The sequence below is a fragment of the Alishewanella sp. BS5-314 genome (genome assembly GCF_025377695.1).
In the GTDB taxonomy this organism is placed as follows: domain Bacteria; phylum Pseudomonadota; class Gammaproteobacteria; order Enterobacterales; family Alteromonadaceae; genus Alishewanella; species Alishewanella aestuarii.
The window spans coordinates 874,281-887,574 of record NZ_JACEHJ010000001.1 but is presented as its reverse complement, the minus strand read 5'-3'; the positions used below and the strand labels follow the sequence as shown (position 1 = coordinate 887,574).

The following is a 13,294-nucleotide window of genomic DNA, read 5'->3' as shown; positions in this document are numbered from 1 at the left end:
CAAATGACAGAGGAGAAGTACAGTGACAAACGCGCGTTGTCTGCTTTGGTCGCTGCCGACCCTGCTTTTTGCCGCATCGGCAAATGCATCAACATCCATGCCTTTAAATATGACCCGGGGCGTTACGGAAATTAGTCAGCAGGTTTATCAACTGCATATGACAATTTTCTGGATTTGTTGCGTTATCGGTGCAGTGGTGTTTGGGATCATGTTCTGGTCCATCATTCGCCACCGCAAAGCGCGGGGAGTGCAGCCGGCTCAGTTTCACGAAAGCACTAAGGTTGAAATTCTGTGGACCGCCATTCCGGTGGTGATTCTGATTGGTATGGCAATACCTGCCACCAAAACCTTAATCGCGATGGAAGATACCTCGGCTGCAGATGTCACCGTATTAGTGACGGGCTCGCAGTGGAAGTGGCATTACAAATATCTTGATCATGAGATCGAATATTTCTCCCTGTTGGCTACCCCACGTGAGCAAATTGCTAACAAGCTGGCCAAAGGCGAGAACTATCTGCTGGAAGTTGACCGGCCGCTGGTGATCCCCACCGGTAAAAAAGTTCGCTTTCTGATGACCTCTGACGACGTGATTCACTCCTGGTGGGTGCCCGCCTTCGCCGTTAAAAAAGATGCTAACCCCGGCTTTATTAATGAAGCCTGGACCCGGGTTGATGAGCCTGGCATTTATCGTGGTCAGTGTGCTGAGCTCTGCGGTAAAGATCATGGCTTTATGCCAGTAGTAGTGATTGCGAAAGAGCCTGCGGATTACCAGGCCTGGGTGGTACAGGAAGAAGCCCGTATTGCCGCAGCAAAGGCAGCAGAGCGTGAATTACTGGCGATGAATATGGACATGGCAGAACTGATGGCTACCGGTGAACGGGTGTATCAGGGCTGGTGTGTTGCCTGTCATCAGGCCAGCGGTAACGGTTTACCCGGCATCTTCCCGGCGATCCGCGGCAGTCAGCTGGTGCTGAATGACCGGCGCGCCCATATCGATATTATCGTCAATGGTAAACCTGGTACGGCGATGCAGGCCTTTGGCCGGCAGCTCAGCCTGAAAGAACTGGCCGCGGTCATTACCTATACCCGCAATGCCTTTGATAATAATACCGGTGATGCCGTGCAGGCTGCGGATGTTTACGCTGTGCAGCAGGGTAAGGGAGAGTAAGCGATGTCAGCTATTACACATGAACACGAGCATGACCATGATCATGACCATAAGCCAACCGGGATAAAACGCTGGCTGTTTACTACTAACCATAAAGATATCGGTACCATGTATCTGGTGTTTGCTTTAGTGATGTTCTTTATCGGTGGCAGCATGGCGATGGTGATCCGGTTGGAACTGTTCCAACCCGGCATGCAGTTTGTTGAGCCGCAATTTTTTAATCAGATGACCACAGTACATGGTCTGATTATGGTGTTTGGGGCGGTGATGCCAGCCTTTACCGGCTTGGCGAACTGGATGATCCCGATGATGATTGGCGCCCCGGATATGGCGTTGCCCCGAATGAATAACTGGAGCTTCTGGATCCTGCCGTTTGCGTTTCTGATCCTGTTGCTGAGTTTGTTTATGCCGGGTGGTGGTCCGGATTTCGGCTGGACCTTCTATGCCCCGCTATCCACTACCTACAGTAATGACAGCACGGCGCTCTTCGTGTTTTCGGTACACATTATGGGGATTTCCTCAATTATGGGTGCCATCAACGTGATCGTCACCATCTGGAATATGCGGGCGCCCGGGATGACCTGGATGAAGATGCCGCTGTTCGTCTGGACCTGGTTTATCACCGCTTTCCTGCTGATTATGGTGATGCCGGTACTGGCGGGCGCTGTTACTATGGTATTGACGGATAAGTATTTTGGCACCAGCTTCTTTGATGCGGCCGGTGGCGGCGATCCGGTATTGTTCCAGCATATTTTCTGGTTCTTCGGTCACCCGGAAGTTTACATTATGATCCTGCCGGCATTTGGTATTGTGTCGGCTATCATACCGACCTTTGCCCGCAAGCCGTTGTTTGGTTATGCCTCTATGGTTTATGCCACCGCCAGTATCGCAGTCTTATCGTTCCTGGTTTGGGCGCACCATATGTTTACCACCGGTATGCCGGTATTTGCCACGCTGTTCTTTATGTATTGCACCATGCTTATTGCCGTGCCGACCGGCGTGAAGGTGTTTAACTGGGTCGCAACCATGTGGCGTGGTGCCATGACCTTTGAAGTCCCGATGATGTTTGCACTGGCCTTTATCGTACTCTTCACCATCGGTGGTTTTTCCGGTTTGATGCTGGCTATTACGCCGGCGGACTTCCAGTATCACGATACCTACTTTGTAGTGGCGCATTTCCACTATGTACTGGTATCCGGCGCGGTGTTCTCCATTATTGCCGCTGCCTACTACTGGCTACCGAAATGGACCGGCTATATGTACGACGAAAGATTAGGTCAGCTGCATTTCTGGTGTTCGCTGATCTCGGTCAATCTGTTGTTTTTCCCAATGCACTTCGTTGGCCTGGCGGGTATGCCACGGCGGATCCCTGACTATGCGCTGCAATTTGCCGACTTCAATGCCTTTATCAGCGTGGGTGGCTTCCTGTTTGGCTTATCGCAGCTGATTTTTGTCTGGGTAATCGTCAAATGCGCCCGCGGCGGCGAAAAAGCGACCGCACAGGTATGGGAAGGCGCTGAAGGTCTGGAATGGCAGGTGCCGTCGCCGGCTCCTTACCATACCTTTGATACACCGCCGGAAGTGAAATAGGAGGCCCTATGCAGCTGCATCGGACTTTGGTAAGCAAACTGCTACTGGTAACGGTACTAATGTTTGGTTTTGGCTTTGCGCTGGTGCCACTTTACGACGTGTTCTGTGAAGTCACTGGCATCAATGGCAAAACCTCAAATGTACCGGCTACGGTACTGGCAGATGGTATTGATACCAGCCGTGAAGTGACCATTGAGTTTCTGGCCAGACCGAATAAAGACATGCCATGGATTTTTCAGCCGGAGATCCGCCGTTTGACGGTACATCCGGGTGAGGTGCATGTGATGAATTATCTGGCCGAAAATCCAACCGGCCGGATGATTGTCGGTCAGGCGGTGCCCTCAGTTTCGCCCGGACAGGCCGCTTTGTATCTGCATAAAATCGAATGTTTCTGCTTTACCCAACAACAACTGGCAGCTGGCAATAAGATGCTGATGCCAGTTCAGTTTTACGTTGATCCGGCTCTGCCTGCGCAGTTCAGCACTATTACGCTGAATTACACCCTGTACGATGTGACAGCTAACTGGCAGGGCAGTGCCGCTACTGAAAATCTTGGGGAATAAGATGAGTAAAACGTACGAAAAATATTATGTCCCGGCGCAAAGCCCCTGGCCGATCGTCGGTGCCGTGGCGTTATTTTGTATCGCCTTTGGCGCCGGTCACTATGTTATTGATATGAGTAAACAACAAACTGGCTTTGGTGGTTGGTTATTGTTACTGGGCTTAGCCATTCTGGTCTTTATGCTGGTTGGCTGGTTCCGCAATGTGATTGATGAGTCCATGTCTGGCTTGTATAGCAGCCAGATGGATCGTTCGTTCCGGCAGGGCATGAGCTGGTTTATTGTGTCGGAAGTGATGTTCTTTATGGCCTTTTTCGGTGCCTTGTTTTATGGCCGGGTCATTGCGATGGAATGGCTGGGAGGAGCAAGCAATAATGCCATGACCTTTGCCATCCTGTGGCCGGATTTTCAGCCGGTATGGCCACTGGTAAAAACACCGAGTGGTATAGAAACTCAGGCCATGCCAGCCTGGGGTTTGCCGGCGATTAATACGGCTATCCTGCTGATTTCCTCGGTCACACTGCACTTTGCCCATACCGGTCTGGAGCAGAATAAACGGGGTCAACTAAAGGGCATGCTGTTTGTTACCCTGTTGCTGGGGGTGATCTTCTTATGCCTGCAGGGCTACGAATATGTGCACGCCTATCGCGATCTGGGCTTGCGGCTTGATTCCGGCTTCTATGGCAATACCTTTTACCTGTTAACCGGTTTCCACGGCCTACATGTGACGCTGGGCGCCCTGATCCTGTTCTTTGTGTTTCTGCGGGTGCTGAAAGGACACTTTACGCCAGAAAAACACTTCGCGTTTCAGGCCGGAGCCTGGTACTGGCACTTTGTTGATGTGGTTTGGGTGTGCCTGTTCTTCTTTGTTTATGTGTTGTAACGCGGCCTAGTAAGGCCGCGGGTTGGGTGTGATCAGGCCGGTGGCAATCGCCAGCAGGATCAGGCCCAGGGCGATGGCAGAATACAGGACCCTGCGGCCGAGAAAGTGCGACATTGGCAGGGTACTCTCCTGTTGTCGCACCATTGCCACCCCGGCTCTGGCCAGATTAAACACGATAAAGATTAACAGTGCGCCGATAATGATTTTAATAAGCATAGCTACTCCGGAGTCTGACTGATGCAGTTTAAGTTGTTCGGTCAATTATTTACGGTTAACCGGGTCTGGTTATTAATTACTCTGACCGCTTTTGCCATTTTGATCAAGTTATCACATTGGCAATGGCAACGGGCAGCCGAAAAAACCGTGCAGTTACAGCAGATCGCCGCAGTGCAGCAGCAGGGACCAGTGAGCGGCCGGCAGCTGCTGGCGGGTTCTGCAACTGAACTGGATGGTGCTTTGCTTAGCGACACCGGCTATTGGGTTCCACCCTACATCTGGTTGCTGGATAATCAAATTCTGCACGGCAAGGTTGGCTACGATGTGATTATTCCGGTGCAATTTGCGGATAGCAGTACGCTGGTGCTGGTGAATCTGGGCTGGCTCGCTGCCGGCCACAACCGGCAATTGCTGCCCGAGCCGCAGATCCCGGCAGAAATCGCGATAGCGGCCCTGGTACGCAGCCGGCCGTCTAATGCACTATTGCTGGGGCAGAATCTGGAAGGCGACAGCTATCCGATGCGCATGCAGCAAATCGACTATGCCCTGCTGCAACAACAATTACCCTGGTCACTGTATCCGGCGGTGTTGTATCAGCAGCAGGAATCTGACTTTATCCCCCATTATCAGCCGGTGGTGATGCCGCCGGAAAAACACCGTGGTTATGCCTTGCAATGGTTTGGTCTGGCGATCGCGGTGCTGGCCGTCGGACTGGCGACCAGTTGGCAACGAGAGAAAAACTATGAACAAGAATAAATTTCTGCTGTTGTTTATCCTGTGCTGTGCCCTGCCACTGTTGCTGGCGAAGCTGGTGCTGGAATTAGGTTGGTTCAACCCGGGCAGCTCCAGTCGTGGTGACTGGTTAAGCCAGGAAGTTTACCTGTTGCCTGACGCCGGTAAGGTGCCCAAGCACTGGCGTATCGTGGTCGTCGCTGAGCAATGTGCTACTCCCTGCCAGCAGGCGCTGCATACCGTTAAGCAGTTATATATTGGTTTGGGCCGCAAGCAAAACCAGGTGCAGCCGGTGCTGCTGGGGCAGGCCAGTCTGACCGATTATCCGATGTTTACCCAGGCCGAGACCCCGGCCGCCCTGAGTGCCGACTTACAGCAACATATTGTGTTGGTTGATCAACGTGGTCTGGCGCTTCTGAAGTATCCGCTACCGGCCCAGGCCGAACAGATGGCCGCTACGGCGAAAGCGATTCGTGCCGATTTAATGAAGTTAATGAACTACGACAGGACCAGCGTATGAGCCTACAAAAAAAATTAATCACGCTGACGTTAGTCTGGACCATGCTGGTGATTATTCTGGGTGCCTACACCCGCTTAACCGATGCCGGCCTCGGTTGTCCGGACTGGCCCGGTTGTTATGGCTTTTTAAAGGTGCCGCACAAACCAGAAAAAATGCAACTGGCGGCAGAACGCTTTCCGGAGCGGCCGTTGGAACATGCCAAAGCCTGGAATGAAATGATCCACCGCTATCTGGCCGGTACGCTTGGCCTGTTGATCGCAGCACTGGCAGTAATGCACTGGCGGCGGCAACAAACGGAGCGCAGTTTACCGGCCGCCCTGCTGCTGATTGTGATCTTTCAGGCTACGCTCGGCGCCTGGACGGTGACGATGGGCCTGTTGCCGATAGTGGTGCTGGCGCATCTGATGTTTGGTTTTACGCTCTTTAGTTTGTTGGCCGTTTACTGGTTAAAGCAGCAGCCGGCCTGGCGTAGTCGGGATACCGGGCTCAGGCCATTATTACCGCTGGCGCTGTTAAGTTTAGTGGTGGTCTGTTTGCAGATCGCGCTGGGTGGCTGGACCGCAGCGAACTACGCCGCCTTGGCCTGCATCGAATTGCCGTTCTGTGAAGCCGGTTGGAGTAGCCGGCTGGCCTTTGCGGAAGCCTTCGATTTGCACCTGGGCCATGATGACTACGAATACGGCGTGATGTCGCAGGATGCGCGTGCCACTATTCATGTTTTACATCGCTTGGGTGCTGTAGTCACCACCCTTATTGTCGCGACCTTTGCCTGGCGCCTGTATCGTCAGGCCAGTGAAGTATTGATGCGCAGGTTTGCGCTGGCCCTGGCTGCGGTATTGGCCGTGCAGTTGACGCTGGGCTTACTGAATATTGTCTTGCACTTACCACTGCTAAATGCCGTGGCGCATAATTTTGTCGGAGCGAATTTACTGATGTTGTCAGTGCTGATTTGCTACCAGATCGCATACCCCAAACCGCAGGAGGCTTAAGATGGCAACGGCAATTATCAGTGGCTCAAGTAGCCGGCGCTGGCGCGACTATCTGGAGTTGACTAAACCCAAGGTGGTAGCGCTGCTGGTGTTGACCGCCTGGGTCGGAATGGTGCTGGCCAGCAATAGCCTGGCGCCCTGGTGGCTGTTGTTAAGTGCGACCCTGGGCATAGGTTTGTTATCGGCGGCGGCGGCGGCACTGAATCATGTTGTGGATCAACGTATTGACGCCAAAATGGCGCGCACTCACAGCCGGCCGGTTGCCCGCGGACGGATCAGCAGCAAGCAGGCGATCGTCTTTGCCTGTAGCCTGGCGGCCGCAGGTTTTGCCCTGCTTTATCTGGCGGTGAACCCGCTCACTGCCTGGCTGACGCTGTTAAGTTTGTTTGGTTATGCGGTGGTGTACACCATGTTTCTCAAGCGGGCAACACCGCAGAATATCGTGATCGGTGGCTTAGCCGGCGCTATGCCGCCGTTACTGGGCTGGACGGCGGTAACCGGTGAGGTGCATGGCTATGCGCTGCTATTGGTGATGATTATCTTTACCTGGACGCCGCCGCATTTTTGGGCCCTGGCGATTCACCGCCGCGATGACTATGCCCGGGTGAATATGCCGATGTTGCCGGTAACCCACGGTATCGACTTTACCAAGAGCGCTATCCTGCTTTATACCCTGTTGTTATGTCTGGTGTGCTTGCTGCCTTATATTGTCGGGATGACCGGTGCTATTTATCTGGTTGGCAGCACCTTGCTGAATCTGCGCTTTTTACAATATGCGTGGAAGTTGAAGTTTGCTGCCGGCTCTGACACCGCGATGGCGACTTTTAAGTTCTCGATCGTGCATTTAATGGTACTCTTCCTGTTATTGTTAGTAGACCATTACTTTAAGGTGTTAGCGCTTTATGTTTCGTAATCTGACTTACTTACTGCTGGCGATTGCTGCCGTGGTGGCCGGTGGCCTCAGTTATAAGCTATGGCAGCAGCCGGCTGAGCCAAAATCTGCGCTGGTATATCCGCAGGCGCGCAATCTGCAGGAGTTTCAGTTAGTCGATCAGCATGGTCAGCCTACCGGTCGTGAGCAGCTGTATCAGCAATGGACGCTGGCTTTTGTCGGCTATACCTATTGCCCGGATATCTGTCCTTTGACGTTGGCCAAGCTGGCCGGGGTGCAACCGGAATTGGCTGCTATGGTGAAGGAGCCGCTGAAAGTCTGGTTTATTTCGGTTGATCCGCAGCGCGACAGCGTGGAGCAGCTCAATAATTATGTAAACTACTTTCAGCAACCGGCAGTGCTGGGGCTGACCGCCGGCCATGATCAGCTGTTTCCCTTTGTGCGGCAGCTGGGCCTGATGTATGCACTGAACAGCAATGCAGAGGGAAATTATCTGGTCGACCACAGCGCTTCAGTGGTGCTGATTAATCCGCAGGGGCAGCTGGTAGCGATGTTTAAACCTGAAATGGCAATTGGCCAGGTGCCGGTCATTGATACCGAACAGCTACTGGCCGATTTTCCGTTGGTGCTGGCAAAGTTGGGTTATTAATTTAGCCACGGCTGCGAGTACCAGTAAAAATAGCCTTTTTTACTCAGCGACGGCGCGGTGCAGTTGTAGCGGCTGCGCCCGCGATTTACTGGCTTACTGGCCCTGACTTCAAAGGTATTGTCATCTAACCAGGTTGGCTCCAGGACCTCAGAGCCGGCAAAGCAGCGCAGCTGCTGTTTACGGAAATCTTCAATCTTCAGTTGCAGGCGTAAGGTTGGCGGATTGCTACTAATCACCTGGTCGGCAGACAGATAGCCGGTGATTGGAAAGGCCAAAGTTCGTAACTTTTGCCCCAGATCTTTCAAATCCGCATACTGACCGGCCGCAGGATAACGGGGGATGCGGGTGAGTTTGGTCAGCGGCCCGATGGCACCGGATTGTTGACCAATGCCGATAAAGCCCAGTTCCGTTACCAGTTGTTCCAGCGGGGCGCTAAATTCACCATAGGGGTAGGCCAGCCACTGATGACTCTGACCGGTTTCTTCCTTGATCCGCCGCTCGGCATCCAGAATAGTCTGGCGCATCCGTTTTAACCAGTCGGCTTCAGATTCGCCCTTTTCCGGTCTGGCCATATGCTCATGCCACATGGCGTGGTTGGCAACCAGAACGCCATCGTCTGACATTTGTTTAATTTGTTGCCAGCTCATTACCGGACCGGTGCGTTTATCAATATCTCCCGGGCTGATAAAGATGGTGTAGGGATAGCCGAATTCCTGCAGGATCGGGTGCGCAGTGGTGTAATTATTTTCATAGCTATCATCAAAGGTGATCACTACCGCGTTATCGGCAATGGGCTTGCCGCTTTTTAGCTGGTCTATCAGTACGTCGAGGCCGATGACCTGAAAATTATTATCACGCAGATACTGCAGATGGCCGCGAAATTCAGCGGGGGTGACAGAGCTGACTCTGGGGGTATCCTCGGCAACATGGTGATAGATCAGCATCACAGCCGCAGAGGCGGGCAAACTCAGGCTTAATAAACAGCAAAACAGCAAAGCGCGCATAACAGCACTCCAAACACCACTCCAAAAAAACCGAAGACGGCCAGAAAGGCGGCTGTCGGCTGCGCCCAAAGGCCGCCGACCAGTCCGAGAGCATGTTATAGCATAAAAAGCGCTGGCTTTTTAGTAGTAAGAGTGCTCGCCACGTTGATGCTCAGTGATATCTTTCACACCGGCCAACTCACCACTAAAGCGATTTAACAGCTCTTTTTCAATCCCTTCTTTTAGGGTCAGGTCAACCTGGGAGCAACCATTACAACCGCCGCCAAACTGCAGTACTGCAACACCTGACTCGGTAATTTCCATCACGCTGACCCGGCCACCATGGTTAGCCAGTTGCGGGTTGATCTCGCTGTCAATCACATATTGCACCCGCTCCATCAACGGGGCATTGTCACTCACCTTGCGTACTTTGGCATTCGGCGCTTTTAGGGTCAGCTGTGAACCCATCTGATCGGTGACAAAATCGATTTCAGCGTCCACTAAAAACGGCTTACTTTCTTCATCAACGATGGCATCAAAGCCGTTAAAAGGTAAGCGGATATCGGTGTCTTCTACCGCATCAGCCGGGCAGTAAGATACGCCACATTCCGCCTGGGCCGTGCCCGGATTGACCACGAACACCCGGATATGAGTGCCGGCCGCTTGCTTCTCCAGCAATTTGGCAAAGTGTGCCTGAGCCTGTTCTGAAATCGTAATCATCGTAGTACCTGACTAAATTACTAGGTTATGTAGCTATCATACTCTTCCTACCTGTCTGATGCCAGCCCTGCTTGAGTTTTGTGGCAGTTTCTGGCTAACTTAGCCGCGAGTCTGGGGAGACAATAATGAAAAAAATGTTAGGCATCATCCTGCTCTGCAGTATCTGGCAGGTGCAGGCAAGTTATTTTGACGAGCCGGTGGCGACTGAGGTACCGGCACCCGAGCAGGTGCTCGGATTTCCGGTGGGCGAATGGCATGCCAGGCATGACCAGATCCAGCGTTATTTCGAGGTGCTCGCTGCCCAGTCACCGCGGGCCGAGCTGGAAGTGATTGGCAGCAGTCATGAGCAAAGGCCATTACTGCAGCTGGTGGTGTCGGCGCCGGAAAATCTGGCGCGGTTAGAACAAATCCGCAGCCAGCATCTGGCACAGGTGCGGGGCAGCCGGGCGGTAAGTGATGACAGCCCGGTGATTATCTGGTTGGGTTACGGCGTGCACGGTAATGAACCCAGTGCCGCTAATGCAGCGCTGGTACTGGCACACTATCTGGCCGCCAGTAACAGCCCGGAAGTACAGCAGTGGCTGCGTCAGGCGGTGATCCTGATCCAGCCGAGTATGAATCCGGACGGACACGATCGCTTTGCGTTGTGGGCCAATATGCACCGCGGCAAAACACCGGTGGCCGATCCGCAACATCGTGAACATATTGAGCCCTGGCCGAATGGTCGGCCCAATCATTACTGGTTTGATTTAAACCGTGACTGGTTGCTGCTGCAACATCCGGAAAGTCAGGCGCGGATCGCGCAGTTTCATAAATGGCAGCCGAATGTGGTCGGCGACTTCCATGAAATGGGCACTAACTCCAGCTATTTCTTTCAGCCAGGGATCCCCAGCCGTAACTATCCGCTGACCCCGGAGCGCAATTTTGAATTGACCCGGATCCTGGCCGGCTTTCATGCTCAGGCCTTTGACCAGCGCGGCCAGCTATATTACACCGAAGAAAGTTTTGATGATTTCTATGTCGGCAAAGGCTCTACCTATCCGGATGTTACCGGCAGTGTTGGTATCTTGTTCGAGCAGGCCAGCAGCCGCGGTCATGCCCAGGAGTCGATCAATGGCCTGCTAACCTTTGCCGCAACGATCAAAAACCAGTTTGATGCGTCGCTGTCTACTATCCGTGGTAGTGTCGCTAACCGGCAGGCGTTACTCAGTTATCAACAAGAATTCTTTCAATCTGCGGCGCAACAGGCGCGCGCCGAGCGGACTAAGGGCTATATTCTGACTGAGAGCCAGGATCGCAGCCGGTTGGAGGCGCTGTTACAACTGCTGAGTCAGCATCAGATTGCGGTCTATCCGCTAACGGCCGACTGGCAATACGAACAAAGCACTTTCCGCGCCGGTCAGAGTTACTATGTGCCGCTGCAGCAAACACAATACCGGCTGTTAAAAGCGGCCTTTAGCACGGAAAAAAGCTTTAATGACAACACCTTCTATGATGTTTCGGCCTGGACCTTACCCTATGCCTATAATATCGATTTTGTGGCGGTGAACCGTGAACCCGGTCGCGCGGCAGCAGAGCAGCCGTGGCAGGCACAGCCCAGAGCCCGCAGTCAGACGATGCAGGCCGGTGGTTATGCCTATGTGCTGGGCTGGCAGGATCAATTATCACCGGTGATGCTGCAGGCGATGTTGGAAGAAGGGCTGATTGTCAGAGCGGCGCTGGGTGATTTTACCGGCAGTACACCGCAGGGTTCGCGTAGTTTCCGCGCTGGCGCTATGGTGGTCGCTGCCGGTTTACAGCAACATGCTGACTGGTTCTTCCGTTTGCAGCGACTGCAGGAGCGCTTTAACTTGCCTGTTCATACCCTGACCACCGGTTTAACCAGCCGCGGCAGTGATCTGGGTAGCCATAATTTTACACCGGTGCGTTTGCCTCAGGTATTGGTGCTGGCGGGTCCTGGTGTCAACTCGACTGAAGCCGGCGAACTCTGGTACAACCTGGAGCGGTTAGCCGGCATCTCTCCCAGCATGGCAGAGCCGGAGCGTTTGTCCCGGCTTAACCTGAGCCGCTACACCCATATTTTATTACCAGATGGCGATTACCGCAGCTGGAAAGAGAGTGAAATAACCAAGTTACGGCAGTGGGTACAGCAAGGTGGTGTGTTGTGGGGGCAGAAGCGCGGTGCCGCCTGGTTGGTGGATGCCAAGCTGTTGCAAGCCGGAGTCTGGACAGTACAGGACATGAACCAACTGATCCCACAACATGATTTACGCTACGCCGATCGCGAAAAACTGGGCGGTCAGCAACGGATCGCCGGTGCCATTTTCAGTGCTGAGCTGGATCTGAGCCACCCGCTGACCTTTGGCATACCGCGGCGCGAATTACCGTTGTTTAAAAACAGCACCTTGTTGTTACAGCCCAGCCAGGCGCCCTTTGTCAATGTCGCAACTTATAGTGCCCAGCCGCACCTGGCTGGCTATGCTGCTGCCGAGTTTATTCCCCGTATTGCGCAGGGCGCGGCCTTAGTGGCGCATAATCTCGGGCAGGGCCGGGTGATTGGCATGAGCGATAACCCGGTATTTCGCGGTTACTTTAAAGGCTCTAGCCGTTTGCTGATTAATGCGCTGTATTTAAGCCATGGCTTTAACGCCAGCGTTCAGATCGAAGAGTGAGCAGAGGCTGGCGTTACCGCCAGCGTCCACAGACTAAGTTCTGTCACCCCGGCGGCTCGCAGCAGCTGTGCTAACTGATTGGCGGTGCTGCCGGTGGTGACGACATCATCGATCAGTGCCAGTTTTGGTGGTAGTTGCGTATCAATTAAGCGAAATGCCTGCCGCAGGTTAGCTAAACGTTGCTGGCGGTTCAGGCCCTGCTGCGGCGCCGTGGTGCGACAGCGCTGCAGGCAGTGTAGCAGCGGGATGCCCAGGCTTTTGGCGGCGCTTTCGGCAAGAACTCTGGCCTGGTTAAAGCCTCGTTGCCGCTCGCGAGCTGGCGCCATCGGCACATAAACCAGTGCCTGTGGTAACGGCTGGCTTTGTTGATATCGCTGCAACAACGCGCAAAACTCCTGCTGCAGTAAAGCGCCGGCATACGGATCCTGTTGATACTTCCAACGGCTGATCCAGTGTTGATAGGGCTGTTGATACCAGCCTAAACTGAGCAGGCGGTCAAACTGGCACTGCGGCAGCCCTTGTTGCACAGCAGGTAAGAACAACAGGTTAAAATGACACAGCTGATACGGAAACTGCGGCAGCGCGCTGCGGCAAGCCTGACACAGCATAAAATGATGATGGATTACCGGCAGGCTGCACCATAAACAAGGTGAGGGCAACAGCCGTTGCCAGCCAGCACGCAGCAGGTTGAGCAGATCCATTTTATTACCCTTTATTAAC

General features: G+C 53.5%; 14 protein-coding genes. 10 read left to right on the top strand and 4 right to left on the bottom strand.

What is annotated here, in order from left to right; translation table 11 throughout:
• Positions 1 to 97: 97 nt before the first annotated feature.
• Genes coxB through H1D31_RS04140 form a run of 4 tightly spaced genes read left to right on the top strand, consistent with a single transcriptional unit; the run spans position 98 to position 4,201 of the window.
• On the top strand, positions 98 to 1,168 hold the full coding sequence (gene coxB, locus H1D31_RS04155; RefSeq protein ID WP_008950725.1) for a cytochrome c oxidase subunit II: 1,071 nt from the start codon (positions 98 to 100) through the stop codon (positions 1,166 to 1,168).
• A 3-nt stretch (positions 1,169 to 1,171) separates the two neighbouring features.
• Positions 1,172 to 2,758 carry a cytochrome c oxidase subunit I gene (gene ctaD, locus H1D31_RS04150; protein WP_065954872.1) on the top strand — a complete coding sequence of 529 codons (1,587 nt, stop codon included), beginning with the start codon at positions 1,172 to 1,174 and terminating at the stop codon, positions 2,756 to 2,758.
• An 8-nt stretch (positions 2,759 to 2,766) separates the two neighbouring features.
• The gene (locus H1D31_RS04145) at positions 2,767 to 3,321 is read left to right on the top strand and encodes a cytochrome c oxidase assembly protein (protein ID WP_008950727.1); all 555 of its coding nucleotides are present in this window, start codon (positions 2,767 to 2,769) and stop codon (positions 3,319 to 3,321) included.
• Between the two features lies 1 nt (position 3,322).
• Positions 3,323 to 4,201 (top strand): cytochrome c oxidase subunit 3, encoded by an 879-nt coding sequence (locus H1D31_RS04140; protein ID WP_261256294.1) that lies wholly within the window; start codon positions 3,323 to 3,325, stop codon positions 4,199 to 4,201.
• A 6-nt stretch (positions 4,202 to 4,207) separates the two neighbouring features.
• Here H1D31_RS04140 and H1D31_RS04135 read toward each other — a convergent pair whose 3' ends face one another.
• On the bottom strand, positions 4,208 to 4,417 hold the full coding sequence (locus H1D31_RS04135; protein ID WP_008950729.1) for a DUF2909 domain-containing protein: 210 nt from the start codon (positions 4,415 to 4,417) through the stop codon (positions 4,208 to 4,210).
• 21 nt (positions 4,418 to 4,438) lie between these two features.
• Here H1D31_RS04135 and H1D31_RS04130 point away from each other — a divergent pair, with 21 nt between their 5' ends.
• Genes H1D31_RS04130 through H1D31_RS04110 form a run of 5 tightly spaced genes read left to right on the top strand, consistent with a single transcriptional unit; the run spans position 4,439 to position 8,199 of the window.
• On the top strand, positions 4,439 to 5,173 hold the full coding sequence (locus H1D31_RS04130; RefSeq protein WP_261256291.1) for an SURF1 family protein: 735 nt from the start codon (positions 4,439 to 4,441) through the stop codon (positions 5,171 to 5,173).
• Positions 5,160 to 5,669: a hypothetical protein gene (locus H1D31_RS04125; RefSeq protein ID WP_065954871.1), complete on the top strand. Its 510-nt coding sequence runs from the start codon at positions 5,160 to 5,162 to the stop codon at positions 5,667 to 5,669. Before H1D31_RS04130 ends, H1D31_RS04125 begins: the two co-directional genes overlap by 14 nt.
• Positions 5,666 to 6,658, top strand: coding sequence for a COX15/CtaA family protein (locus H1D31_RS04120; protein ID WP_008609688.1), 993 nt, complete (start codon positions 5,666 to 5,668; stop codon positions 6,656 to 6,658). Before H1D31_RS04125 ends, H1D31_RS04120 begins: the two co-directional genes overlap by 4 nt.
• A 1-nt stretch (position 6,659) precedes the next feature.
• Positions 6,660 to 7,571 (top strand): heme o synthase, encoded by a 912-nt coding sequence (gene cyoE / locus H1D31_RS04115; RefSeq protein ID WP_008609687.1) that lies wholly within the window; start codon positions 6,660 to 6,662, stop codon positions 7,569 to 7,571.
• Entirely contained in the window at positions 7,561 to 8,199 is a 639-nt protein-coding gene (locus H1D31_RS04110) for an SCO family protein (protein ID WP_008950733.1), read from the top strand. The genes cyoE and H1D31_RS04110 overlap by 11 nt, the downstream gene beginning before the upstream one ends.
• Here the strand turns inward: H1D31_RS04110 and H1D31_RS04105 are convergent.
• Positions 8,196 to 9,203, bottom strand: a complete 1,008-nt coding sequence (locus H1D31_RS04105) for a polysaccharide deacetylase family protein (RefSeq protein WP_008609685.1) — start codon at positions 9,201 to 9,203, stop codon at positions 8,196 to 8,198. The genes H1D31_RS04110 and H1D31_RS04105 overlap by 4 nt on opposite strands.
• A gap of 120 nt (positions 9,204 to 9,323) precedes the next feature.
• Positions 9,324 to 9,902, bottom strand: coding sequence for a Fe-S biogenesis protein NfuA (gene nfuA / locus H1D31_RS04100; protein ID WP_008609684.1), 579 nt, complete (start codon positions 9,900 to 9,902; stop codon positions 9,324 to 9,326).
• A gap of 125 nt (positions 9,903 to 10,027) precedes the next feature.
• On the opposite strand from nfuA, the gene H1D31_RS04095 reads away from it, so the two are divergent.
• Positions 10,028 to 12,574: a M14 family zinc carboxypeptidase gene (locus H1D31_RS04095; RefSeq protein WP_261256281.1), complete on the top strand. Its 2,547-nt coding sequence runs from the start codon at positions 10,028 to 10,030 to the stop codon at positions 12,572 to 12,574.
• Here H1D31_RS04095 and H1D31_RS04090 read toward each other — a convergent pair.
• Positions 12,559 to 13,275, bottom strand: a complete 717-nt coding sequence (locus H1D31_RS04090; RefSeq protein ID WP_261256279.1) for a ComF family protein — start codon at positions 13,273 to 13,275, stop codon at positions 12,559 to 12,561. The genes H1D31_RS04095 and H1D31_RS04090 overlap by 16 nt on opposite strands.
• Between the last annotated feature and the right edge of the window lie 19 nt (positions 13,276 to 13,294).

Bases quoted from the DNA above. Each gene is read 5' to 3' on its own strand.
- coxB (WP_008950725.1), top strand. From the start codon at position 98: ATGCCTTTAAATATGACCCGGGGCGTTACGGAAATTAGTCAGCAGGTT.
- ctaD (WP_065954872.1), top strand. From the start codon at position 1,172: ATGTCAGCTATTACACATGAACACGAGCATGACCATGATCATGACCAT.
- H1D31_RS04145 (WP_008950727.1), top strand. From the start codon at position 2,767: ATGCAGCTGCATCGGACTTTGGTAAGCAAACTGCTACTGGTAACGGTA.
- H1D31_RS04140 (WP_261256294.1), top strand. From the start codon at position 3,323: ATGAGTAAAACGTACGAAAAATATTATGTCCCGGCGCAAAGCCCCTGG.
- H1D31_RS04135 (WP_008950729.1), bottom strand. From the start codon at position 4,417: ATGCTTATTAAAATCATTATCGGCGCACTGTTAATCTTTATCGTGTTT.
- H1D31_RS04130 (WP_261256291.1), top strand. From the start codon at position 4,439: ATGCAGTTTAAGTTGTTCGGTCAATTATTTACGGTTAACCGGGTCTGG.
- H1D31_RS04125 (WP_065954871.1), top strand. From the start codon at position 5,160: ATGAACAAGAATAAATTTCTGCTGTTGTTTATCCTGTGCTGTGCCCTG.
- H1D31_RS04120 (WP_008609688.1), top strand. From the start codon at position 5,666: ATGAGCCTACAAAAAAAATTAATCACGCTGACGTTAGTCTGGACCATG.
- cyoE (WP_008609687.1), top strand. From the start codon at position 6,660: ATGGCAACGGCAATTATCAGTGGCTCAAGTAGCCGGCGCTGGCGCGAC.
- H1D31_RS04110 (WP_008950733.1), top strand. From the start codon at position 7,561: ATGTTTCGTAATCTGACTTACTTACTGCTGGCGATTGCTGCCGTGGTG.
- H1D31_RS04105 (WP_008609685.1), bottom strand. From the start codon at position 9,203: ATGCGCGCTTTGCTGTTTTGCTGTTTATTAAGCCTGAGTTTGCCCGCC.
- nfuA (WP_008609684.1), bottom strand. From the start codon at position 9,902: ATGATTACGATTTCAGAACAGGCTCAGGCACACTTTGCCAAATTGCTG.
- H1D31_RS04095 (WP_261256281.1), top strand. From the start codon at position 10,028: ATGAAAAAAATGTTAGGCATCATCCTGCTCTGCAGTATCTGGCAGGTG.
- H1D31_RS04090 (WP_261256279.1), bottom strand. From the start codon at position 13,275: ATGGATCTGCTCAACCTGCTGCGTGCTGGCTGGCAACGGCTGTTGCCC.